Source organism: Pseudomonas shirazica (assembly GCF_015168335.1).
GTDB classification, from domain to species: Bacteria; Pseudomonadota; Gammaproteobacteria; order Pseudomonadales; family Pseudomonadaceae; genus Aquipseudomonas; species Aquipseudomonas asiatica.
This window is the reverse complement of record NZ_CP063456.1, coordinates 3686866-3708684: the sequence shown is the minus strand read 5'-3', so window position 1 is coordinate 3708684 and position 21819 is coordinate 3686866. Positions and strand designations below refer to the sequence as shown.

General features: G+C 64.5%; 21 protein-coding genes and 1 pseudogene. 19 read left to right on the top strand and 3 right to left on the bottom strand.

What is annotated here, in order from left to right:
* Positions 1–3 precede the first annotated feature (3 nt).
* A pseudogene (locus IMX18_RS17090) lies at positions 4–510 on the bottom strand (DUF2062 domain-containing protein); the annotation flags it as partial.
* 142 nt (positions 511–652) lie between these two features.
* Here IMX18_RS17090 and IMX18_RS17085 point away from each other — a divergent pair.
* The 8 genes from IMX18_RS17085 (at position 653) to murB (ending at position 7806) form a co-directional block, all read left to right on the top strand.
* Entirely contained in the window at positions 653–2866 is a 2214-nt protein-coding gene (locus IMX18_RS17085) for a DNA internalization-related competence protein ComEC/Rec2 (RefSeq protein ID WP_217190301.1), read from the top strand.
* A gap of 401 nt (positions 2867–3267) precedes the next feature.
* Positions 3268–3903, top strand: coding sequence for a MotA/TolQ/ExbB proton channel family protein (locus tag IMX18_RS17080; RefSeq protein WP_015269400.1), 636 nt, complete (start codon positions 3268–3270; stop codon positions 3901–3903).
* A complete protein-coding gene (locus IMX18_RS17075; RefSeq protein ID WP_013971564.1) occupies positions 3900–4334 on the top strand; it encodes an ExbD/TolR family protein in 435 nt (144 codons plus the stop codon). The genes IMX18_RS17080 and IMX18_RS17075 overlap by 4 nt, the downstream gene beginning before the upstream one ends.
* Entirely contained in the window at positions 4334–5335 is a 1002-nt protein-coding gene (lpxK, locus tag IMX18_RS17070) for a tetraacyldisaccharide 4'-kinase (protein WP_015269401.1), read from the top strand. Before IMX18_RS17075 ends, lpxK begins: the two co-directional genes overlap by 1 nt.
* Before the next feature lie 44 nt (positions 5336–5379).
* Positions 5380–5565 (top strand): Trm112 family protein, encoded by a 186-nt coding sequence (locus IMX18_RS17065; protein ID WP_011532874.1) that lies wholly within the window; start codon positions 5380–5382, stop codon positions 5563–5565.
* Complete coding sequence (gene kdsB / locus IMX18_RS17060; protein WP_015269402.1) at positions 5562–6326, top strand: 3-deoxy-manno-octulosonate cytidylyltransferase; 765 nt, start codon at positions 5562–5564, stop codon at positions 6324–6326. The genes IMX18_RS17065 and kdsB overlap by 4 nt, the downstream gene beginning before the upstream one ends.
* Positions 6326–6790: a low molecular weight protein-tyrosine-phosphatase gene (locus IMX18_RS17055; protein WP_003259973.1), complete on the top strand. Its 465-nt coding sequence runs from the start codon at positions 6326–6328 to the stop codon at positions 6788–6790. The genes kdsB and IMX18_RS17055 overlap by 1 nt, the downstream gene beginning before the upstream one ends.
* Positions 6787–7806 carry a UDP-N-acetylmuramate dehydrogenase gene (gene murB, locus IMX18_RS17050; protein ID WP_100413904.1) on the top strand — a complete coding sequence of 340 codons (1020 nt, stop codon included), beginning with the start codon at positions 6787–6789 and terminating at the stop codon, positions 7804–7806. The genes IMX18_RS17055 and murB overlap by 4 nt, the downstream gene beginning before the upstream one ends.
* 185 nt (positions 7807–7991) lie before the next feature.
* On the opposite strand, the gene rne is transcribed toward murB, so the two are convergent.
* Positions 7992–11261: a ribonuclease E gene (rne, locus tag IMX18_RS17045; protein ID WP_217190299.1), complete on the bottom strand. Its 3270-nt coding sequence runs from the start codon at positions 11259–11261 to the stop codon at positions 7992–7994.
* 798 nt (positions 11262–12059) lie between these two features.
* On the opposite strand from rne, the gene rluC reads away from it, so the two are divergent.
* From rluC to sppA, 3 genes are read left to right on the top strand one after another with little or no spacing between them, the layout of a single operon-like run.
* Positions 12060–13016: a 23S rRNA pseudouridine(955/2504/2580) synthase RluC gene (rluC, locus tag IMX18_RS17040; protein ID WP_013971570.1), complete on the top strand. Its 957-nt coding sequence runs from the start codon at positions 12060–12062 to the stop codon at positions 13014–13016.
* Between the two features lie 3 nt (positions 13017–13019).
* Positions 13020–13694 carry an HAD family hydrolase gene (locus IMX18_RS17035; RefSeq protein ID WP_015269406.1) on the top strand — a complete coding sequence of 225 codons (675 nt, stop codon included), beginning with the start codon at positions 13020–13022 and terminating at the stop codon, positions 13692–13694.
* Positions 13695–13700: 6 nt separating this feature from the next.
* Entirely contained in the window at positions 13701–14693 is a 993-nt protein-coding gene (sppA, locus tag IMX18_RS17030) for a signal peptide peptidase SppA (RefSeq protein WP_054572818.1), read from the top strand.
* A gap of 74 nt (positions 14694–14767) precedes the next feature.
* Here the strand turns inward: sppA and IMX18_RS17025 are convergent, their stop codons facing one another.
* Entirely contained in the window at positions 14768–15346 is a 579-nt protein-coding gene (locus IMX18_RS17025; protein WP_015269408.1) for a Maf family protein, read from the bottom strand.
* A gap of 96 nt (positions 15347–15442) precedes the next feature.
* On the opposite strand from IMX18_RS17025, the gene IMX18_RS17020 reads away from it, so the two are divergent.
* The 8 genes from IMX18_RS17020 to pabC all read left to right on the top strand — a co-directional run bounded on the left by IMX18_RS17020 (position 15443) and on the right by pabC (position 21815).
* On the top strand, positions 15443–15970 hold the full coding sequence (locus IMX18_RS17020; RefSeq protein WP_012313431.1) for a YceD family protein: 528 nt from the start codon (positions 15443–15445) through the stop codon (positions 15968–15970).
* Between the two features lie 13 nt (positions 15971–15983).
* Entirely contained in the window at positions 15984–16166 is a 183-nt protein-coding gene (gene rpmF, locus IMX18_RS17015) for a 50S ribosomal protein L32 (protein ID WP_003247154.1), read from the top strand.
* A 3-nt stretch (positions 16167–16169) separates the two neighbouring features.
* Positions 16170–17180: a phosphate acyltransferase PlsX gene (gene plsX, locus IMX18_RS17010; RefSeq protein ID WP_075044133.1), complete on the top strand. Its 1011-nt coding sequence runs from the start codon at positions 16170–16172 to the stop codon at positions 17178–17180.
* A gap of 252 nt (positions 17181–17432) precedes the next feature.
* The gene (fabD, locus tag IMX18_RS17005; protein ID WP_080604850.1) at positions 17433–18371 is read left to right on the top strand and encodes an ACP S-malonyltransferase; all 939 of its coding nucleotides are present in this window, start codon (positions 17433–17435) and stop codon (positions 18369–18371) included.
* Between the two features lie 15 nt (positions 18372–18386).
* Positions 18387–19127 carry a 3-oxoacyl-ACP reductase FabG gene (fabG, locus tag IMX18_RS17000; protein WP_003247160.1) on the top strand — a complete coding sequence of 247 codons (741 nt, stop codon included), beginning with the start codon at positions 18387–18389 and terminating at the stop codon, positions 19125–19127.
* A 203-nt stretch (positions 19128–19330) separates the two neighbouring features.
* Positions 19331–19567, top strand: a complete 237-nt coding sequence (acpP, locus tag IMX18_RS16995) for an acyl carrier protein (protein WP_013971576.1) — start codon at positions 19331–19333, stop codon at positions 19565–19567.
* 188 nt (positions 19568–19755) lie between these two features.
* Positions 19756–21000, top strand: a complete 1245-nt coding sequence (fabF, locus tag IMX18_RS16990) for a beta-ketoacyl-ACP synthase II (RefSeq protein WP_015269411.1) — start codon at positions 19756–19758, stop codon at positions 20998–21000.
* Positions 21000–21815, top strand: a complete 816-nt coding sequence (pabC, locus tag IMX18_RS16985) for an aminodeoxychorismate lyase (protein WP_096009998.1) — start codon at positions 21000–21002, stop codon at positions 21813–21815. The genes fabF and pabC overlap by 1 nt, the downstream gene beginning before the upstream one ends.
* The last annotated feature ends 4 nt before the right edge of the window (positions 21816–21819 follow it).

Here is a 21819-nt window from a genome sequence, read left to right as displayed (position 1 = left end):
GCACCGGCGTTGGCGCAGACGCCACTGCCGGCCCACCCACCAGCGCCAGTAGAGCATGGTGGTGAAGTAGCCAAGGATGCCCAGCACCACACCACACACTACCGAGCCGAGCAGGAAAGGTTGCCACAACGTCGACAGCTGGTCGGTTATCCACTGGAAAGTCAGCTCGTCGGGCAGGGTGCGCGGCGGTACCTGCATCAGCCAGGCGCCGGTCATGTAGGTGACGAAGAACACCGGTGGCATGGTCAGCGGGTTGGTCAGCCAAACCAGGCTGACCGCGATCGGCAGGTTGCCGCGCAGTGGAATGGCCAGCGCGGCAGCCAGCAGCATTTGCGCCGGCATCGGGATCAGCGCCGCGAACAGGCCAACGCCCATGGCCCTCGCCACCGAATGGCGGTTCAGGTGCCAGAGGTTCGGGTCATGCAGCAACTTGCCGAAAAAGCGTAAGGACTTGTGTTCCCGAATACTGGTCGGGTCCGGCATGTAGCGTTTGAAAAGTCGGCGCGGCATGTAGGCTCCCGGAGCGTTGATCCGGGCAGTATGCCCTGATTCCCGCTCAGCCTCGTTTAGAGTTTGTGACAATTGTTGAGCAAGCGCTGCCGGCAATTGGGCTATGCCTCAGAAGGTGATTTCGCTTCTGGAGCTCTACTTCATGCGCACAGGGATGTTTGCGCTCGCGCTCGGGCTGTTGTGCCTGGGCTTTCTCCCCGGATTGCCATCGGTCGGATGGCTGGTGCTGCTGGCTGTAGCCGGTGGCATCGGCCTGTTTACCCGGCTGTGGCCACTGGGCTGTTTTCTGTTGGGCCTGTGTTGGGCCTGCTGGTCTGCGCAGCAGGCGCTGGATGACCGCCTGGCAACCGGGCTGGATGGCCGCACCTTGTGGCTTGAGGGCCGGGTGGTCGGCCTGCCGACCCGGACTGCGCAGGGTGTGCGCTTCGAGCTGGACGCGGCCCGCTCGCGGCGGGCAGAGCTGCCGCAGCGCCTGCAACTGAGCTGGTTCGACGGCCCGCCGCTGCGCGCGGGCGAGCAGTGGCGGCTGGCGGTGACCTTGCAGCGCCCGGCCGGGCTGCTCAACCCGCATGGACCGGACCGTGAGGCGCAATTGCTGGCGCGGCGGGTCGGTGCGACCGGTACGGTCAAGGCCGGGCAGTTGCTGGCGCCGGTTGTCGGCGGCTGGCGCGACACGCTGCGCCAGCGCCTGCTGGCAGTCGAGGCCAATGGCCGGCAGACAGCGTTGGTGGCGCTGGTGCTTGGCGACGGGGCGGGCCTGGCCCGGGAGGACTGGCAAACGTTGCAGGCCACCGGCACGGTGCACTTGCTGGTGATCTCTGGCCAGCACATCGGCCTGGTTGCCGGCTTGCTGTATGGCCTGGTTGCCGGGCTGGCGCGTTGGGGGCTGTGGCCCGCTCGGTTGCCGTGGCTGCCCTGGGCGTGTGGCTTGGCCATGGCTGCGGCACTGGCCTACGGTTGGTTGGCTGGTGGCGGTGTACCGGTGCAGCGTGCCTGCCTGATGCTGGCCGTGGTGTTGCTCTGGCGCCTGCGTTTTCGCCAACTGGGTGCGACCTTACCGTTGTTGCTGGCGCTGATTGCCGTACTGTTGGTGGAGCCGTTGGCCGCGCTGCTGCCCGGGTTCTGGCTGTCGTTCGCGGCCGTGGCCACGCTTGTCTATTGCTTCAGTGCCCGCCTGGGCAGCTGGCGGCCCTGGCAGGCCTGGACGCGGGCGCAATGGGTGATTGCGATCGGCTTGCTGCCGGTACTGCTGGCTACGGGCTTGCCGGTGAGCTTGAGTGCGCCGCTGGCCAACCTTGTTGCGGTGCCCTGGGTCAGCCTGGCCGTGCTGCCATTGGCATTGCTGGGCACTTTGCTGCTGCCGTTGGGCGGGGTAGGGGAGGCACTGCTCTGGCTGGCGGGAGGTTTGCTCGATGTGCTCTTCCGGCTGCTGGAGTTGGTGGCGCAACAGCAGTCGGCGTGGCTGCCAGCAGTTCTGCCGTTGTGGGCCTGGCTGCTGGTGTGCCTGGGTACGTTGCTGGTTTTGATGCCCCGTGGCGTACCACTGCGCGGGTTGGGTGGCGTAATGCTGCTGGCGCTGTGGGTACCCCGGGAGACGGTGCCGTTCGGCCAGGTCGAGGTCTGGCAGCTGGACGTCGGCCAGGGGCTGGCAGTGCTTTTGCGCACCCGGCATCACAACCTGCTGTACGACGCCGGGCCGGCCAGGGGAGAGAGCGACCTGGGCGAGCGGGTGGTGTTGCCGACCTTGCGCAAGCTGGGGGTGGGCAGACTGGACCTGATGCTGGTCAGCCACGCCCATGCCGACCACGCCGGTGGTGCTGGCGCAATCATGCGTGGCCTGCCGGTCGAACGGGTGATCGGCGGCGAATTGCTGGATGACCTGCAACTGCAACCTTGCGTAAGTGGCGAGCAGTGGATGTGGGATGGCGTGCGCTTTTCGATGTGGCGCTGGGCCGATGGGCAGAGCAGCAATGACCGCTCCTGTGTGTTGTTGGTCGAGGCGCAGGGTGAGCGGTTGTTGCTGGCGGGAGACATGGAGGCCGGTGCCGAACGGGCCTGGCTGGCGGCCACGGAAGCACCGCGGATCGACTGGTTGCAGTCGCCGCATCACGGCAGCCGCAGTTCGTCCAGCGAGGCCTTCATCCGCGCCACGGCGCCGCGCGGGGTACTGATTTCGCGGGGGCGCAACAACAGCTTCGGGCACCCGCATGCGCAGGTGGTCGAACGTTATCGGCGGCGTGGGGTGGTGATGCATGACACGGCGGAGCAGGGGGCGTTGCGGTTGGTGCTGGGGAGGCTGGGGGAGGTGGAGGGTGTGCGGGGGCAGAGGCGGTTTTGGCGGGTTCGGGTGCAGTGAGGTGTAGTGGCTTGCAGGTGCTTGCCGTTACATTTTCAGCGCCTGTGGGATTGAGCGCCGCCCGCGCGGCGCTTCGCAGCGCAAGGCTGCTCCTACATCTGTTTCGGGCCAATTATTCCTCAGGCAAAGGCGCGCGGCCCCTTGGCGTCCACCTCGATATCGGGCCGGACAAACAAGGCGGTCGCGCGCATTGGCACAGGCGTTACTGGCCCGAAACAGATGTAGGAGCAGCCTTGCGCTGCGAAGCACCGCGCGGGCGGCGCTCGATCTCGCAGGCGCTGCAACTGTCATGGCGACCCCACCCCCCACCCCCCACACAACCCAATTCCCTGACCTCCGGCAGATGAGCCCCCGGCGCGCCTATGGTAGAGTGGCGGCCTTTTTCCGAAGGGGCGTTTACTGTGTGGGAATTGGTCAAGTCCGGTGGTTGGATGATGCTGCCGATCATTCTGAGCTCCATCGCTGCCATGGCTATCGTCGTCGAGCGCCTGTGGACCCTGCGCGCCAGCCGCGTCACCCCGCCGCACCTGCTGGGTCAGGTGTGGATGTGGATCAAGGACAAGCAACTGACCAGTGACAAGCTCAAGGCCCTGCGCGCCGATTCGCCACTGGGCGAAATCCTTGCCGCCGGTCTGGCCAACTCGCGCCATGGCCGCGAAATCATGAAGGAATGCATCGAGGAGGCCGCTTCGCGCGTCATCCACGAACTGGAACGCTACATCAGCACCCTCGGCACCATCGCCGCCATGGCTCCGCTGTTGGGCCTGCTGGGCACCGTGCTGGGCATGATCGACATCTTCAGCGCCTTCATGGGCTCGCAGATGACCGCCAACGCCGCGGTGTTGGCCGGTGGTATCTCCAAAGCCCTGGTCACCACCGCGGCCGGCCTGATGGTTGGTATCCCGGCGGTGTTCTTCCACCGCTTCCTGCAGCGCCGCATCGATGAGTTGGTGGTGGGCATGGAGCAGGAAGCGATCAAGCTGGTGGAGGTGATCCAGGGCGACCGCGAAGTGGAAGTGGCCGGAGGCAAGGTGTGAAGTTCCGGCGCAATCGCCAGCGGGAGAACGTCGACATCAACCTGGCGTCGCTGATCGACGTGGTGTTCGTCCTGCTGCTGTTCTTCGTGGTCACCACCACCTTCACCCGCGAGACCCAGCTGCGCGTCGAGCTGCCTGAAGCTGCCAGCGCCGAGCCGGCGGCGCCCGACCAGGGCAAGCTGGTGGAAATCACCATCAGCGCCGAAGGCGTGTACTCGGTGAACAACCACTTGCTGCCAAAGAGCGACCTGGCCACCCTGAGCGAAGCGATCGAGCGTGAGTCGGGCGGCGACAACAAGCTGCCGCTGGCCATCAGCGCCGACGGCAAGACCCCGCACCAGGCCGTGGTCACTGCGATGGATGCCGCCGGCAAGCTCGGTTTCAGCCAGTTGCGCATGACCACTGTCGAGGCGGCCCAGGGCACACCTTGATGGCCTTCGCCGACCGTCTGCTCGCCGCCTGGTACGCCGGGCACCCGGCCCTGGCGCTGCTGCGCCCGCTGGAGGCGCTGTATCGCCGCGTGGTCACGCGCAAGCGGGCGCGTTTTCTCAGTGGCGAAAGTGCCAGCTACCGGGCCCCGGTGCCGGTCATCGTGGTGGGTAACATTACCGTGGGTGGTACCGGCAAGACGCCGATGATCCTCTGGCTGATCGAGCACTGCCGCAAGCAGGGGTTGAAAGTGGGCGTGGTCAGCCGTGGCTATGGCGCCAAGCCGCCGCAGCTACCCTGGCGCGTGCAGCCCGATCAGGCGGCCGGGCAGGCCGGCGATGAACCGCTGCTGATCGTGCAGCGCACCGGCGTGCCGCTGATGATCGACCCCGACCGCTCCCGGGCCGTGCAGGCATTGCTGGCCAGCGAACCCCTCGACCTGATCCTGTGTGACGACGGCATGCAGCACTATCGCCTGGCGCGCGACCTGGAGCTGGTGCTGATCGATGCCGCACGCGGCCTGGGCAATGGCCGCTGCCTGCCGGCGGGGCCACTGCGTGAGCCCGCCGAGCGCCTGCACGAGGCTGACGCAGTGCTGTTCAACGGCGCCAGCGCAGACCGCGCCGATGGTTTCGGCTTCCGCCTGCAGCCGTCCGCCCTGGTCAACCTGCGCAGTGGCGAGCGCCGTGCGCTTGACCATTTCCCCGCAGGCCAGCGCCTGCACGCGGTGGCCGGTATCGGCAACCCGCAACGTTTCTTCAATACCCTGCTGGGGCTAAACTGGCAGCCGGTGCCGCATCCCTTTGCCGACCATGCGCAGTTCAGCGCCCAGAGCCTGGCCTTCAGCCCGCCGCTGCCGCTGGTCATGACCGAGAAGGATGCGGTGAAATGCCGGGCCTTCGCCGCTGACGACTGGTGGTACCTGGCCGTCGAGGCGCAGCCCACGCCGGCTTTCAGCGCCTGGTTCGACAACCAGTTGCAACGCTTGCTGCGCAAGCCCTGAGCCCTTTTTCAATTCCCGGCCACCTGGCCTAAAGGAAGCCTCAAATGGACACCAAACTGCTCGATATCCTGGCCTGCCCGATCACCAAGGGCCCGCTCAAGCTCAGTGCCGACAAGACCGAGCTGATCAGCAAGGGGGCTGGCCTGGCCTACCCGATCCGCGACGGCATCCCGGTCATGCTGGAAAGCGAGGCACGCACCCTGACCGATGAAGAGCGTCTGGACAAATGAGCCTGGATTTCACCGTGGTGATCCCCGCCCGGCTGCGCTCCACGCGCCTGCCGGGCAAGCCATTGCTGTCGATCGCCGGCAAGCCGATGGTGCAGCATGTGTGGGAACAGGCCCGCAAGAGCGGCGCCAGCCGCGTGGTCATCGCCACCGACGACGCCAGCATCGTAGAGGCCTGCAAGGCCTTCGGCGCCGAAGTGCTGCTGACCCGTGCCGACCATGAGTCCGGCACCGACCGCCTGGCCGAAGTGGCCGTACACCTAGGCCTGTCTGCCGATGCCATCGTGGTCAATGTACAGGGCGACGAGCCGCTGATCCCGCCGGTGATCATCGACCAGGTGGCAGCCAACCTGGCGGCGCATCCGGAAGCCGGCATCGCCACCCTGGCCGAACCGATCCATGAGCCGGAAACGGTGTTCAACCCCAATGCGGTCAAGGTGGTCAGCGACAAGAACGGCCTGGCCCTGACCTTCAGCCGTGCGCCGCTGCCCTGGGCTCGCGATGCTTTTGCCAAGGATCGCAACCTGTTGCCAGAAGGCGTGCCATATCGCCGCCACATTGGCATGTACGCCTACCGCGTCGGCTTCCTGCAGGACTTCGTCAGTTGGGGCCCATGCTGGCTCGAGCAGACCGAAGCGCTGGAGCAGCTGCGTGCCCTGTGGCATGGCGTGCGCATCCACGTCGAAGACGCCATCGAGGCGCCTGCCGTGGGCGTGGATACCCCTGAAGATCTGGAGCGCGTACGGCGCTTGCTGGAGGCCTGATGCGCGTCCTGTTCGTCTGCCTCGGCAATATCTGTCGCTCGCCCACCGCCGAAGGCGTGCTGCGCCATCAATTGCAGGCTGCCGGGCTTGCAGACCGGGTGCATGTGGCCTCGGCCGGCACCGGCGACTGGCACGTCGGCAAGGCGCCCGACAGCCGCACCTGCAAGGCAGCGCTGGCGCGTGGTTATGACCTGTCGCAGCAGCGTGCCCAGCAGGTCAAGGCGGCGCATTTTGCCGAATATGACCTGATCCTGGCCATGGACGAGAGCAACCTTGGCCACTTGCGTGCGATGCGCCCGCACACGGCAGTGGGGGAGCTCGACCTGTTCCTGCGCCGTTATGGCGCAGCGCTGGATGAAGTGCCGGACCCGTACTACGGTGGCGCCGACGGCTTCGAGCAGGTGCTCGACCTGGTTGAAGCGGCGTGCCAGGCGCTGGTCCTGGAAATCAAGGGGCGGCTATGACAGTGCAGTGGCAGGAGCAGGTATCGCTCAAGCCGTACAACACCTTTGGCATCGACGTGAAGGCGCGGTATTTCACCCAGGCACATGATGACCAGGAGGTGCGCCTGGCGCTGGGCCAGGCACAGCAAGGCGGCGTGCCGGTGCTGGTGATTGGCGGTGGCAGCAACTTGCTGCTCACCCGCGATATCGATGCGCTGGTGCTGCATATGGCCAGCCGTGGTCGGCGCGTGCTCGGCGACGATGGCGAACGTATCGTGGTCGAGGCCGAGGCCGGTGAGCCGTGGCACCCGTTCGTGCAGTGGACACTGGCGCAGGGCTATTGCGGGCTGGAGAACCTCAGCCTGATCCCCGGCACCGTGGGCGCCGCGCCGATGCAGAACGTGGGCGCCTATGGCGTGGAGATCAAGGACGTATTTGTCGGCTTGACCGCCCTGGACCGCGAGACCGGCGAGTTGCGTGACTTCGGCCTGGCTGAATGTGCCTTCGGGTATCGCGACAGCCTGTTCAAGCGCAACCCTGGGCGTTGGTTGATCCTGCGTGTGCGCTTTGCCTTGAGCCGTACGCTACAGGCTCACCTGGACTACGGCCCGGTGCGCCAGCGCCTGGCGGAGCAGGGCGTGACCGAGCCGACCGCGCAGGCGATCAGCGAGGCGATCTGCAACATTCGCCGCGAGAAGCTCCCAGACCCGGCAGAGCTGGGTAATGCCGGGAGCTTCTTCAAGAACCCGGTGGTCTCGGCGGAACTGGTCGAGCGTATTCGTGCGCAGTACCCGGGGGTAGTGGCTTATCCCCAAGCCGATGGCCAGGTGAAGCTGGCGGCAGGCTGGTTGATTGAGCAGGCAGGCTGGAAGGGCCACCGCGAGGGGGATGCCGGGGTGCATCGTTTGCAGTCGCTGGTGCTGGTCAACTACGGCCAGGCGAGCGGGGCGCAGATGCATGCACTGGCGCGCCGGATCCAGGCCGATATCCTCGAGCGGTTCGGGGTCGAGCTGGAGATGGAGCCTAACCTCTACTGATTCAGTGCCTGGGCTGGCCCTTTCGCGGCTGAAGCCGCTCCCACAGGGACGTCATAGGGCTTGAGGGTGGTGGGGGCCTGTGGGAGCGGGTTTACCCGCGAAGAGGCCGGTACAGGAAAAACGCCCAGCCAAGAAAAAGCCCCGCCAGTTCGCACTGGCGGGGCTTTTTCATTCAGCCTTGGCTATCAACCGTGATGAGGCTTTTGCTCATCGCTGGCTTCCAGGGCTGGCTCCTCGGCAGCAGCAGCTTCCTGCGCGGCCTTGGCTGCAGCCTCGGCCTCACGCTTGCGGCGACGCACTTCACGCGGGTCGTTCGGCGCACGGCCGTTGGCCAGCATGACAGTGGCAGGTTCCACCACCGCAGGGGCTTCGACCGGTGCAGGCTCGACGGCCACTGGTGCAGGCTCGGCCACCACTTCTGGCTGGGCTTCGACAACCGGGGCAGGTTGCTCGGCGACCGGAGCGGCTTCGACCACGGTCGGGGCCTGCTCGATTTCACCGGCTTCGACGGCAGGCGCTTCGACCGGTGCTTCGGCAACCACTACCGGTTCGGCAGCAGGTGCTTCGTCGACCACTGGCTGCGGAGTGACTTCGACCACTGGCTCGGCAGTTGCCTCGACCACGGCCACAGGCTCGCTGACCGGCTGCTCGACCACAGGAGCCACAGCCACTTGTTCAGCCTCGGCAGCAGCTTCTACCTGCTCGAACTTCTCAGCCTGCTCGACCGGCTGGGCGACTTCGGCGGTGGCAAGCTCGGCCTGCTGGTTGGCCTGGGCTTCGGCGTCGGCACTGATGTTGCTGCTGGCGACAGCGGCAGTCACGGCCAGGCCGGCGGCCAGTTCGGCACCCAGCTCGGTGGCCTGGTGCTGTTGTGGCTGCTCTTCGCTGCCTTCTTCCTCGCTGCCATCGATCAGCTCGCCGTTGGCGTTGCGCTGACGCTCACGACGGTTGCTGCGACGACGCTGGCCACGGGAACGGCGGCGCGGGCGCTCGCCATCGGTGCCTTCCTGTTCGTCCTGCAGCAGTTCTTCGTTCGGCAGTTGCTCTTCGGCCAGCTCGGCAGCCTGCTCGGCGGCTTCTTCGGCTACGCGTGGCTGACGCTCTTCGCGTGGTGGGCGAGGGGCACGTTCTTCGCGTGTAGCACGTTCTTCACGAGGTGCACGCTCTTCACGAGGAGCACGTTCTTCACGAGGAGCACGTTCTTCACGAGGTGCACGCTCTTCACGAGGAGCACGTTCTTCGCGAGGTGCGCGTTCTTCACGTGGAGCACGTTCTTCACGAGGTGCGCGTTCCTCGCGAGGTGCACGCTCTTCACGTGGGGCACGTTCTTCACGGGCTACACGTTCCTCGCGCGGCTGACGTTCTTCACGCTCGGCAGGGGTGGCGTCCAGTGGCTCACGCAGTTCGCGCACACGCTCTTCGCCACGATTGCCACGGCGGTCTTCGCGTGGCTGGCGTGGGGCACGTTCTTCACGCGGTGCACGCTCTTCACGCGGTGCACGCTCTTCGCGTGGGGCGCGTTCTTCACGTGGTGCACGCTCTTCGCGCGGGGCACGTTCTTCACGAGGTGCGCGCTCGGCACGCTCTTCACGCGGCTTGCGCTCTTCGTCGCGACGGCCGTTGCGGTTGCGGCTCTGCTGACGGCCGTTGCGGCGTTCTTCGTTGCGTGGGCTGCGCTCGGCGGCCGGCTTCTCGGCGGCAGTGACAACCGGCGCTGCGGCAGGCTCTTCCTTGCCGGCGAACAGGCTTACCAGCGACTTCACCAGGCCCTTGAACAGGCTTGGCTCCGGAGCGACCTGGGCAGGGGCGACCGTTGCGGCAGGCTGCGGTTCTTCGACAGTGGCCGGTACCGGCGCGTTGGCGCGGGCCGGGGCGGTCTTGACTGCGGCTTCCTGGCGAACCAGGGTGCGGGTGGCGGTCGGCTGCGGCGCTTCTTCGGCTTCGGCGGCGGCGATCTCGTAGCTGGACTGGTTGCTCAGCACTTCCGGATTGTCGTCGCGCAGGCGCTGGACTTCGAAGTGAGGGGTTTCCAGGTGATCGTTCGGCAGGATGATGATGCGCGCACGGGTGCGCAGTTCGATCTTGGTGATCGAGTTGCGCTTCTCGTTGAGCAGGAAGGCAGCCACCGGGATCGGCACCTGGGCGCGAACTTCGGCGGTGCGGTCCTTCAGGGCTTCTTCTTCGATCAGGCGCAGGATGGCCAGCGACAGCGATTCGACGTCACGGATGATGCCGGTGCCGGAGCAGCGTGGGCAGACGATGCCGCTGCTTTCGCCCAGCGAAGGGCGCAGGCGCTGACGGGACATTTCCAGCAGGCCGAAGCGCGAGATGCGGCCGACCTGGACGCGGGCGCGGTCGGCTTCCAGGCACTCGCGAACACGTTCTTCGACGGCGCGCTGGTTTTTCGCCGGGGTCATGTCGATGAAGTCGATGACGATCAGGCCACCGATGTCACGCAGGCGCAGCTGGCGGGCGATTTCCTCGGCCGCTTCCAGGTTGGTCTGCAGGGCGGTTTCTTCGATGTCGCTGCCTTTGGTGGCGCGCGCCGAGTTGATGTCGATCGACACCAGGGCTTCGGTCGGGTCGATCACGATCGAACCGCCGGACGGCAGGTCGACCACGCGCTGGAAGGCGGTCTCGATCTGGCTTTCGATCTGGAAGCGGTTGAACAGCGGCACGCTGTCTTCGTACAGCTTGACCTTGCTGGCGTACTGCGGCATGACCTGGCGGATGAAGGTCAGGGCTTCTTCCTGGGCATCGATGCTGTCGATCAGCACTTCGCCGATGTCCTGGCGCAGGTAGTCGCGGATGGCGCGGATGATGACGTTGCTTTCCTGGTAGATCAGGAATGGCGCGGCGCGGTCCTGGGACGCTTCCTTGATGGCGGTCCACAGTTGCAGCAGGTAGTCGAGGTCCCACTGCATTTCTTCGCTGCTGCGGCCAAGGCCGGCAGTGCGCACGATCAGGCCCATGTCGCCCGGCACGGTCAGGCCGTTCAGGGCTTCACGCAGTTCGTTGCGCTCTTCGCCTTCGATGCGGCGGGAAATGCCACCGGCACGCGGGTTGTTCGGCATCAGCACCAGGTAGCGGCCGGCCAGGCTGATGAAGGTGGTGAGGGCGGCGCCTTTGTTGCCACGCTCTTCCTTCTCGACCTGGACGATGACTTCCTGGCCTTCGCTCAGCACTTCCTTGATGTTGACCCGCCCTTCGGGGGCTTTCTTGAAGTATTCGCGGGAGATTTCTTTCAGCGGCAGGAAGCCGTGACGTTCGGAGCCGAAGTCGACGAAGGCGGCTTCGAGGCTGGGTTCGATGCGGGTGATCTTGCCTTTGTAGATGTTGGCCTTTTTCTGCTCGCGCGCGCCGGACTCGATGTCCAGGTCGTAGAGACGTTGGCCGTCCACCAGGGCTACACGCAACTCTTCGGGTTGAGTCGCGTTAATCAGCATTCTTTTCATGTTGTACCGTCGGTTTCCGGGCTGCCGGAAACGGCGTTCGGCACACACGACGTCTCATGGTCGGTGCCAAGGTGCGCAAAGGGTGGCCGGGCCACCCCCGTGTCGAGCGACGTTCGGCACCAGCCGGTTGCCCAGCCTGCCGTTGTCGCGACGACGCGTCCTGTTTGCTGCGGTGCCAACAAGGCCCCGGTGGCTTCGAATTGGAATCCGAATCAACCAAGCGGGCCTTGTGCACTCAGTCAGGAGGAGGAATCAACCGTCAGCCGTGGACGCCCGGGGGCATCTGTTCAGGACCTTATCCGCTCGCCAGCCGCTCAGTGGGCTGGTGGCCGGACGCGGTGCTACACGGTCCGAGGGCTGTGCATCTCCACCCTGCACGTATCCCTGATAATTCGGGTGCTGCCGCGCGCTGAATCCGCAACGGGTTGCATTTTTCGCCAGCGCAGGTACTGCGCTGGCGCCATTCATGTCCAAGGCAGGTATTTCCGAAGCATTCGCCGGGCGTTGCGTGGAAGCGACGGGGCGGGCAGAGGTGCAGCGAAAAGAATCGGGTAAGCAGGTGAAACACCGCACTTGTCGTTTTTTTTCGGTCTTCTCTACACAGCGCTGGTGGCGATTCCAGGCAATTCGGTAAACTGGCGAAAACCCCGTAGGACGGCCTCGCGTCCTGGAGAATTGCGTTGGTCAGGGACCGGCTCGGAGCCTGGTGCCGCTGGCCTGCCGCTTTTGGCGGCGTTCGCGACTATAGCAGCAATGATTAAGTGCTTCAATTCCATAAAAAATTGTTATGATCCCGCCATGACGACCAATACCCCTCCGACTTCCGGCGTTCAGCTGATCGAAGTCGCGCCGGAGCTTGCCGGCCAACGCATCGACAATTTCCTCATCACGGCCCTCAAGGGCGTGCCCAAGACCTTGGTGTACCGCATCCTGCGCAAGGGTGAGGTACGGGTCAACAAGGGGCGCGTCAAGCCGGAGTACAAGATCCAGGCCGGGGACATCGTGCGGGTACCGCCCGTCCGCCTGCCGGAACGTGACGAGCCCGCGCCGGTGGCCCAGGGCCTGTTGCAGCGCCTGGAAGCGGCCATTGTCTACGAAGACAAGGCGCTGATCGTGATGAACAAGCCGGCCGGCATCGCCGTGCATGGCGGTAGCGGCCTGAGCTTCGGCGTGATCGAGGCGCTGCGCCAGTTGCGCCCGGACGCCAAGGAGCTGGAGCTGGTGCACCGCCTGGACCGCGACACCTCCGGACTGTTGATGATCGCCAAGAAGCGCAGCATGCTGCGGCACCTGCACGCCGCATTGCGTGGCGACGGTGTCGACAAGCGCTACATGGCGCTGGTGCGCGGCCACTGGCCGACCTCGAAGAAGCAGGTCAGCGCGCCGTTGCTCAAGAGCAACCTGCGCTCCGGCGAGCGCATGGTCGAGGTGAACGACGAGGGCAAGGAGGCGCTGACCCTGTTCCGCGTGCTGCGCCGCTTCGGCGAGTTCGCCACCATTGTCGAGGCGCGCCCGATCACTGGCCGTACCCACCAGATCCGTGTGCACACCCTGCATGCCGGGCATATGATCGCTGGCGACAGCAAGTACGGTGACGAAGACTTCAGTCGTGAAATTCGCGACTTGGGCGGCAAGCGCCTGTTCCTGCATGCCTATGCGCTGACCGTGCCGCTGCCGGACGGTGGCGAGCTGAAGCTCGAGGCGCCGGTGGATGAAGTCTGGGCGAAAACCGTTGAACGTCTGAGTGCGTCCTGACCTATGAAAAAAGGCTATGAGCTACTGATCTTCGACTGGGATGGCACCCTGGCCGACTCGATCGGGCGTATCGTCGAGGCCATGAACGCCGCCGCCGAGCGTGCCGGTGAGGCGCAAAGCAGCGAGGACGCGGTCAAGGGCATCATCGGCCTGGCCCTGGGCGAGGCGATCCACACCCTGTACCCGCACCTGGCGCCTGCTCAGGTCGAAAGCTTTCGTCAGCACTATGCCGATATCTACATGGCCCTGGACCAGCAGCCCTCGCCGCTGTTCGAGGGTGTGGTCGAGTCGCTGGATGCCTTCCGTGCCGAGGGTTACCGCCTGGCGGTGGCCACCGGCAAGGCGCGTCGCGGGCTGGATCGGGTACTCAAGGCCAATGGCTGGGAGCAGTTCTTCGACATCACTCGCGCCGCCGACGAGACCCGCGGCAAGCCGCACCCGCTGATGCTCGAGGAAATTCTCCGGCATTGCGGTGTCGAAGCAGGGCGTGCGCTGATGGTTGGCGATTCGGCATTCGATCTGCAGATGGCCAGCAATGCCGGCATGCATTCGGTGGCCGTGGGCTATGGTGCCATGTCGCTGCAGGCACTGGCCGAGTTTGGTCCGCAGGTGTGCATCGATCATTTTTCCCAGTTGCGTGAGTGGCTGGGTGGTTCCGCAATTCCATTTCCAAGGTAGGTAAGCATGGCAGACGAATGGAAAGCCCCTGAGGCCGAACCCGACGAGGGGCGCGAAGAGCGCAAGAGCTGGAAGCTGCTGGAAAAGACCCTGCTGGCGGGCGTTCAGGAGCAGCGCCGGGCGCGACGCTGGGGGATCTTCTTCAAGTTGCTGACCTTCGTCTACCTGTTCGGCATCCTGATCCTGTTCACGCCGTTGATGGACATGGACAAGGCAGCGTCGCGCAGTGCCAGCCATACCGCGCTGGTCGAGGTGCGCGGGGTGATTGCCGACCAGGAGCCAGCCAGCGCCGACAATATCGTCAAGAGCCTGCGCGAGGCGTTCAAGGACAGCAAGACCAAGGCTGTGGTGATGCGCATCAACAGCCCGGGAGGCAGCCCGGTGCAGTCGGGTTACGTGTATGACGAAATTCGCCGTCTGCGGGCTGAATATCCGGCCATCAAGCTGTATGCGGTCATCGCCGACCTTGGCGCTTCCGGTGCCTACTACATCGCCAGTGCGGCGGACGAGATCTATGCCGACAAGGCCAGCCTGGTGGGCTCGATTGGTGTGACGGCGGCCGGTTACGGCTTTGTCGGCACCATGGAGAAGCTGGGTGTGGAGCGGCGTACCTACACTGCAGGCGAGCACAAGGCCTTCCTCGATCCGTTCTCGCCGCAGAAGCCGGAAGAGACCGAGTTCTGGCAGGGCGTACTGAATACCACGCACCAGCAGTTCATTGCCATGGTCAAGCAGGGGCGGGGTGAGCGCCTGAAGGACAAGGAGCATCCGGAGCTCTTCAGTGGCCTGGTCTGGTCGGGCGAGCAGGCCAAGGAGCTGGGCCTGGTGGATGGGTTGGGCAGTGCCAGCTATGTGGCGCGCGAGATCGTGGGTGAAAAGGAGTTGGTGGACTTCACCGTGCAGGAATCGGCGCTCGATCGCTTCTCCAAGCGCGTTGGCGCCAGCGTGGCTGAACGCTTGGCGATGTGGATGGGCTTCCAGGGGCCGCAGTTGCGCTGATCCGGGATTGTCGGGGGCGCTTTGCGCCCTTTCACGGGCGTGCCCGCGAAGGGGTGCGGCGCGGCCCCAAAACCTCAGGGAATCACCACCCCTTCCTTGGTCAACATATCCACCAGTCTAATCAACGGCAGTCCGATCAGGCTGGTCGCATCGCACCCGTGCGTGCTCTGGAACAGGCTCACTCCCAGGCCCTCGGCCTTGAAGCTGCCGGCGCAGTCCAGCGGCTGTTCCGCCGCCACATAGCGCTCCACTCGCTCCCGGTCCAGTTCGCGCAGGGTCACGGTAAACGGCACGCAGTCCACCTGGCAGTGCCCGGTGGCGCTGTTCAGCAGCGCCAGCCCGGTCAGGAAGCTCACCTGCTGCCCGCTGCACTCCAGCAGTTGCTCGCAAGCCCGCTCGAAGGTGTGCGGCTTGCCCAGTACCTGCTCGCCCAGCACCGCAACCTGGTCCGAACCAATGATCAGCTGCCCGGGGTGGCTGCCTGCCAGGGCCTCGGCTTTTTGCCTGGCCAGCCGCTGCACCAGCTCCACCGCCGGTTCGTCATCCAGGCGTCGCTCGTCTATATCGGGGCTTGCCCAGGTGAAGGGCAGGCGCAGGCGTGCAAGCAGTTCGCGGCGGTAGGCAGAGCTGGAAGCCAGTAACAGAGGAAGCATGGTAGACTCCTGAATCGGTTGAACAAATTCTATCACGCACGATGCCGCCGAATTTCCTTTGACAGGGGCGGGGGGCATCCCTAGAATGCTGCGCCTATGTTGAATGACCCGATTCCACCTCACGTTGACCCGCGCAAATTAGCCGATCGTGGCGTAACCCTTAACGGTTCGCTGCAGCTCGCTGATTTGGAAAGACTCTGCGACCCGCTTTCCGACAATGTCGGTACGGTGCAGGCGAAGTTCGATTTTGAACGAGATGAACAGCACGTGGTGGTTATCCACAGCGAGCTGGACGTCGAGGTCAAGATGGTTTGCCAGCGTTGTCTTGAGCTGGTCACCCTGCCGATCCACAGCGAATGTACATACGCCGTGGTGAAGGAGGGTGCGAATACCCAGTCGTTGCCGAAAGGCTATGACGTGCTGGAACTGGGCGAAGATCCTTTGGATCTGCAGGCATTGATCGAGGAGGAGCTTCTGCTCGCCTTGCCAATCGTGCCTGCTCATCATCCGGAAGAATGCCAGCAGCCGGCGGGCGCAGACGAGCCCGAATCGAGCAAGGACGAGGTATCGCGGTCCAACCCGTTCAGTGTTTTGGCGCAGTTAAAGCGTGACCCAAACGTTTAGGAGTTAATCAATTATGGCTGTTCAGCAGAACAAAAAATCCCGCTCTGCCCGTGACATGCGCCGTTCGCACGACGCCCTGTCGGAAAACGCGCTGTCGGTAGAGAAAACCACCGGTGAAGTACACCTGCGTCACCACGTTTCGCCAGAAGGCGTATACCGTGGTCGCAAAGTGGTCGACAAGGGCGCTGACGAGTAATCCTTGTCCGCTCAGATCATCGCGATCGACGCAATGGGCGGGGACTTCGGTCCCCGCAGCATTGTCCAGGCTAGCATTGCCTGCCTTTCGGCTACCCCCTCGCTGCACCTGACCCTCGTCGGTCAACCCTCCCTCCTCGAAGATCTTGTCAGCGGCCTTGCGGCTGCGGATCGCGCGCGCCTGCAAATCGTGGCCGCCAGCGAGGTGGTCGGCATGGACGAGCGGCCATCCCAGGCGCTGCGCGGCAAGCCGGACTCGTCGATGCGCATCGCCCTCGAACTGGTGCGCGACGGCAAGGCTCAGGCCTGCGTCAGCGCCGGCAATACCGGGGCGCTGATGGCGCTCTCGCGTTTCGTGCTCAAGACACTGCCAGGTATCGATCGGCCGGCCATGGTGGCGGCGATCCCGACCCAGACCGGTTACTGCCAGTTGCTCGACCTTGGCGCCAACGTCGACTGCAGCGCCGAGAACCTCTACCAGTTCGCCGTGATGGGCTCGGTGGCCGCCCAGGCGCTGGGTGTGCAGCGGCCGCGCGTGGCGCTGCTTAACATCGGTACCGAGGACATCAAGGGCAACCAGCAGGTCAAGCTGGCGGCCAGCCTGTTGCAGAACGCCCGCGGGCTCAACTACATAGGCTTCGTCGAGGGTGACGGGTTGTATCGCGGCGAAGCCGATGTGGTGGTGTGCGACGGGTTCGTCGGCAACATCCTGCTCAAGTCGAGCGAGGGGCTGGCGACGATGATCGGTGCGCGCATAGAGCAGTTGTTTAAGGGTGGCGTATTGTCGCGGGCAGCCGGGGCCGTGGCCATGCCGCTGCTCAAACGCCTGCAGGCCGACCTGGCACCGGCGCGGCACAATGGTGCGAGTTTCCTGGGGTTGCAGGGCATCGTCATCAAGAGCCATGGCTCGGCGGGGGTGCAGGGCTTCCAGAGTGCCATCCAGCGGGCGTTGATCGAGATTCAGGAAAACCTGCCGCAGCGCTTGCATGGGCGGCTGGAAGATTTGCTGTTGTAGCCTGTGCCGGCCTCTTCGCGGGTAAACCCGCTCCCACAGGTGCCCCATAACCTTTAGGTCTGTGGTAACCCTGTGGGAGCGGGTTTACCCGCGAAGAGGCCGGTGCTGAAGGAATAAAGACCTTAGGCATATCGCCGCTGAAGTGCTTAAATGTGACCGCTTGGTCCGCGTCTCCATCCAAGTTTTCAGATTCCGCGTCTGGCTAATGTCCGGCGCACCCTATCCGACGACAAGATCATAAGGGCTTGTTCAATGTCTGCATCTCTCGCATTCGTCTTTCCCGGTCAAGGTTCCCAGTCGCTGGGCATGCTCGCCGAGCTCGGCGCCGAGAAGCCAGTGATCATCGAAACCTTCAAGGAAGCGTCCGAGGCACTCGGTTACGACCTGTGGAAGCTGGTCCAGGAAGGCCCGGAAGAGCAACTCAACCAGACCGACAAGACCCAGCCGGCCATCCTCACCGCGTCCATCGCACTGTGGCGCCTGTGGCTGGAAGAGGGCGGTGCCAGGCCGGCCTTCGTCTCCGGTCACAGCCTGGGTGAATACAGCGCCCTGGTTGCCGCCGGCAGCCTGAGCCTGAAAGATGCCGTGCGCCTGGTCGAGCGCCGGGGCCAGCTGATGCAGGAAGCCGTGCCGGCCGGTCATGGCGCCATGGCCGCCATTCTTGGCCTGGACGACGCCGTGGTCGTGGAAGTCTGCGCCGAAGCGGCCGAAGACCAGGTGGTCAGCGCGGTCAACTTCAACTCGCCAGGCCAGGTGGTTATCGCTGGCAACAAGGCCGCCGTCGATCGCGCCATCGAGCTGTGCAAGGCCAAGGGTGCCAAGCGCGCCCTGCCGCTGGCGGTCAGCGTGCCGTCGCACTGCGCGCTGATGAAGCCGGCTGCCGAGCGCTTTGCCGAGTCGGTCAACGCCATCGAGTGGCACGCCCCGCAAATTCCCGTGGTGCAGAACGTCACCGCTGCCGTTGCCGCTGACCTTAATGCCCTCAAGCACGACCTGCTGGCGCAGCTGTACCAGCCAGTGCGCTGGGTCGAATGCGTGCAGACCCTGGCCGCTAACGGTGCGGTCAACCTGGTCGAGTGCGGCCCGGGCAAGGTCCTGGCCGGCCTGAACAAGCGTTGCGCCGATGGCGTGACCACCTACAACCTCAATACCCCTGACGCCGTCGCCGCCACCCGCGCGGCACTGGCCTGATTTGGAGAAGCTTGCATGAGCCTGCAAGGTAAAGTTGCACTGGTCACCGGCGCCAGCCGTGGCATTGGCCAGGCCATCGCCCTCGAGCTGGGCCGCCAGGGCGCGACCGTGATCGGCACCGCCACCTCGGCCTCCGGCGCCGAGCGCATTGCTGCCACGCTGAAAGAACACGGCATCACCGGTACCGGCATGGAACTGAACGTGACAAGCGCCGAATCGGTTGAAGCTGTGCTGGCCGCCATCGGCGAGCAATTCGGCGCACCGGCCATCCTCGTCAACAACGCCGGTATCACCCGTGACAACCTCATGCTGCGCATGAAGGACGACGAGTGGTTCGACGTGATCGATACCAACCTGAACAGCCTCTACCGTCTGTCCAAGGGCGTGCTGCGTGGCATGACCAAGGCACGTTGGGGCCGTATCATCAGCATCGGCTCGGTCGTCGGTGCCATGGGTAACGCCGGCCAGGCCAACTACGCGGCCGCCAAGGCCGGCCTGGAAGGCTTCAGCCGCGCCCTGGCGCGTGAAGTGGGCTCGCGTGGCATCACCGTCAACTCGGTGACCCCGGGCTTCATCGACACCGACATGACCCGCGAGCTGCCAGAAGCGCAGCGTGAAGCGCTGCAGACCCAGATCCCGCTGGGCCGCCTGGGCCAGGCCGACGAAATTGCCAAGGTTGTTTCGTTCCTGGCATCTGACGGCGCAGCCTACGTAACCGGCGCTACCGTGCCGGTCAACGGCGGGATGTACATGTAACACTGCAACTCAATGTGACGGATTTCGTAAAAAAAGAGTCATACTGCGAGCCTAAAATCCGTTATAAAGCTGCAACCAGATTCCAGGCAGCGGGTGTGGGGGTTGGTGTGAAGGCGTGTTTAGCTTGAAAAGCGAACGTCTTTCTATAAAATTAGCCACCGGCCAGCTGCCTGACATATGTCCATTAGGAGTGAAAACTAGGTATGAGCACCATCGAAGAACGCGTCAAGAAAATCGTCGCCGAGCAACTGGGCGTCAAGGAAGAGGAAGTGACTCTCGAGAAGTCCTTCGTCGATGACCTGGGTGCCGATTCGCTTGACACCGTTGAGCTGGTGATGGCTCTGGAAGAGGAATTCGAGACCGAAATCCCTGACGAAGAAGCCGAGAAGATCACTACCGTTCAAGCTGCCGTAGACTACGTCAAAGCCCACCAGGCCTAAGACGCTGTAGTCGACGCTTCTTGTCGGGAAAAACCGCACTGCCTTTGCCGGCGTGCGGTTTTTTCTTTGCGAGCACCCTGCGTTTTGCAAGTCGGTCTCGTTCACCGGGTATCAAGAGCTTGTTGCCATTTCATTCCATCGCTTGAATGCAATGGCAAGAAACTCTGTCATTAGAAAAGGAGAGTACTGTGTCGCGTAGACGCGTCGTGGTCACCGGTATGGGTATGCTGTCGCCACTGGGTACTGATGTACCGAGCACCTGGCAGGGCATTCTGGCTGGCCGCAGTGGCATCGGTCCGATCGAACACACGGATCTGTCTGCCTACTCCACCCGTTTTGGCGGCTCGGTGAAAGGCTTCGAGGTCGAGCAATACCTGTCGGCCAAAGAGGCCCGCAAGCTCGACCTGTTCATCCAGTACGGCTTGGCGGCCGGGTTCCAGGCAGTGCGTAATGCCGGTCTGGAAGTCACCGACGCCAACCGCCAGCGTATTGGCGTGGCCATGGGCTCGGGTATCGGCGGCCTGACCAATATCGAAGAAACCAGCCGCACCCTGCACGACTCGGGGCCGCGTCGTATTTCGCCTTTCTTCGTGCCAGGCTCGATCATCAACATGATCTCCGGCTTCCTGTCGATCCACCTGGGGCTGCAAGGGCCGAACTACGCCATCGCCACCGCGTGCACCACTGGTACCCACTGCATCGGTATGGCCGCGCGCAACATCGCCTACGGTGAAGCCGACGTGATGATCGCCGGCGGCGCCGAAATGGCTGCCTGCGGCCTGGGCATGGGCGGCTTCGGTGCCTCCCGTGCACTGTCCACTCGCAACGACGAGCCGACCCGGGCCAGCCGCCCGTGGGACAAGGGCCGTGACGGCTTCGTGCTGTCCGACGGTGCCGGTGCCCTGGTGCTCGAAGAGCTGGAGCACGCCAAGGCCCGCGGCGCGACCATCTATGCCGAGCTGGTCGGCTTCGGCATGAGCGGTGACGCCTACCACATGACTTCGCCACCCGACACCGGCGAAGGCGCTGCCCGCTGCATGGCCAACGCCCTGCGTGATGCCGGCATCCAGCCGGAAGAGGTCAGCTACATCAACGCCCATGGCACCTCGACCCCTGCTGGCGACGTGGCCGAAGTGGCGGCGATCAAGCGCGTGTTCGGTGAGCATGCCTACAAGCTGGCGGTCAGCTCGACCAAGTCGATGACCGGCCACCTGCTGGGCGCCGCCGGTGCCGTAGAAGCGATCTTCAGCGTACTGGCAATCAACAGCCAGATGGCTCCGCCCACCATCAACCTGGACGAGCCGGACGAAGGCTGCGACCTCGACTTCGTGCCGCACCAGGCGCGCAGCATGCCGATCGATGTGGTGCTGTCCAACTCGTTCGGCTTTGGCGGTACCAACGGTTCGCTGGTATTCCGCCGGTTCGCCGGTTGATGCAAAGCTGGATCGATGGCCAGCCGGCGGCTGCAGTCAACCTGCAGAACCGCGGCCTGGCCTACGGCGATGGGCTATTCGAGACCATCGCCGTGCGCGACGGCCGGCCCAGCTTGCTGGACGGCCACCTCGCACGCCTGGCGCTGGGTTGCCAGCGCCTGGCGATCAGTACCGACCTGGCGCTGGTACGCGACGAACTCCTGCGCTATGCCAGCCAGCTCGGTGATGGCGTAGCCAAACTCATCCTTACTCGTGGTGACAGCCAGCGCGGTTACGCACCGGTTGCCGGTGCCGCGCCGCGGCGTATTCTGCAGGGCAGCCCGTTGCCCAGCTATCCTGTCGACAATGCCGAGCAGGGCGTGCAACTGTTTCCGTGCCAGACCCGGCTTGGGGAACAACCGCTGCTGGCCGGCCTCAAACACCTCAACCGCCTGGAGCAGGTGCTGGCCCGTGCCGAATGGCAGGACAGCGAACATGCCGAAGGCCTGATGCGTGATGGGCAGGGCAGGGTGATCGAAGGTGTGTACAGCAATCTGTTCCTGGTGCGCGATGGCGTGCTGTTCACGGCTGACCTAAGCCGCTGTGGCGTCGCTGGCGTGATGCGGGGCGCGTTGCTGGAACAGGCAGCGCTGCAGGGCATCCCATTGCAGGTCTGCGACCTGCCGTTCGACGCTCTGGAGCAGGCAGATGAAGTATTTGTCTGCAACAGCGTCTACGGTGTCTGGCCCGTGCGAGGCGTTGCCGAGCTAAACTGGTCGCCGGGCCCGCTCACCCGTAAACTGCAGGCCGTTGCCCGTACGTTACTGGAAACCTGAATTC

Coding starts and splice junctions, on each gene's coding strand:
- IMX18_RS17035 (WP_015269406.1), top strand. CDS start 13,020: ATGAAAAAAGGCTATGAGCTACTGATCTTCGACTGGGATGGCACCCTG.
- kdsB (WP_015269402.1), top strand. CDS start 5,562: ATGAGCCTGGATTTCACCGTGGTGATCCCCGCCCGGCTGCGCTCCACG.
- lpxK (WP_015269401.1), top strand. CDS start 4,334: ATGGCCTTCGCCGACCGTCTGCTCGCCGCCTGGTACGCCGGGCACCCG.
- rluC (WP_013971570.1), top strand. CDS start 12,060: ATGACGACCAATACCCCTCCGACTTCCGGCGTTCAGCTGATCGAAGTC.
- IMX18_RS17065 (WP_011532874.1), top strand. CDS start 5,380: ATGGACACCAAACTGCTCGATATCCTGGCCTGCCCGATCACCAAGGGC.
- acpP (WP_013971576.1), top strand. CDS start 19,331: ATGAGCACCATCGAAGAACGCGTCAAGAAAATCGTCGCCGAGCAACTG.
- IMX18_RS17085 (WP_217190301.1), top strand. CDS start 653: ATGCGCACAGGGATGTTTGCGCTCGCGCTCGGGCTGTTGTGCCTGGGC.
- fabG (WP_003247160.1), top strand. CDS start 18,387: ATGAGCCTGCAAGGTAAAGTTGCACTGGTCACCGGCGCCAGCCGTGGC.
- pabC (WP_096009998.1), top strand. CDS start 21,000: ATGCAAAGCTGGATCGATGGCCAGCCGGCGGCTGCAGTCAACCTGCAG.
- fabD (WP_080604850.1), top strand. CDS start 17,433: ATGTCTGCATCTCTCGCATTCGTCTTTCCCGGTCAAGGTTCCCAGTCG.
- murB (WP_100413904.1), top strand. CDS start 6,787: ATGACAGTGCAGTGGCAGGAGCAGGTATCGCTCAAGCCGTACAACACC.
- IMX18_RS17055 (WP_003259973.1), top strand. CDS start 6,326: ATGCGCGTCCTGTTCGTCTGCCTCGGCAATATCTGTCGCTCGCCCACC.
- IMX18_RS17025 (WP_015269408.1), bottom strand. CDS start 15,346: ATGCTTCCTCTGTTACTGGCTTCCAGCTCTGCCTACCGCCGCGAACTG.
- rne (WP_217190299.1), bottom strand. CDS start 11,261: ATGAAAAGAATGCTGATTAACGCGACTCAACCCGAAGAGTTGCGTGTA.
- rpmF (WP_003247154.1), top strand. CDS start 15,984: ATGGCTGTTCAGCAGAACAAAAAATCCCGCTCTGCCCGTGACATGCGC.
- IMX18_RS17020 (WP_012313431.1), top strand. CDS start 15,443: ATGTTGAATGACCCGATTCCACCTCACGTTGACCCGCGCAAATTAGCC.
- sppA (WP_054572818.1), top strand. CDS start 13,701: ATGGCAGACGAATGGAAAGCCCCTGAGGCCGAACCCGACGAGGGGCGC.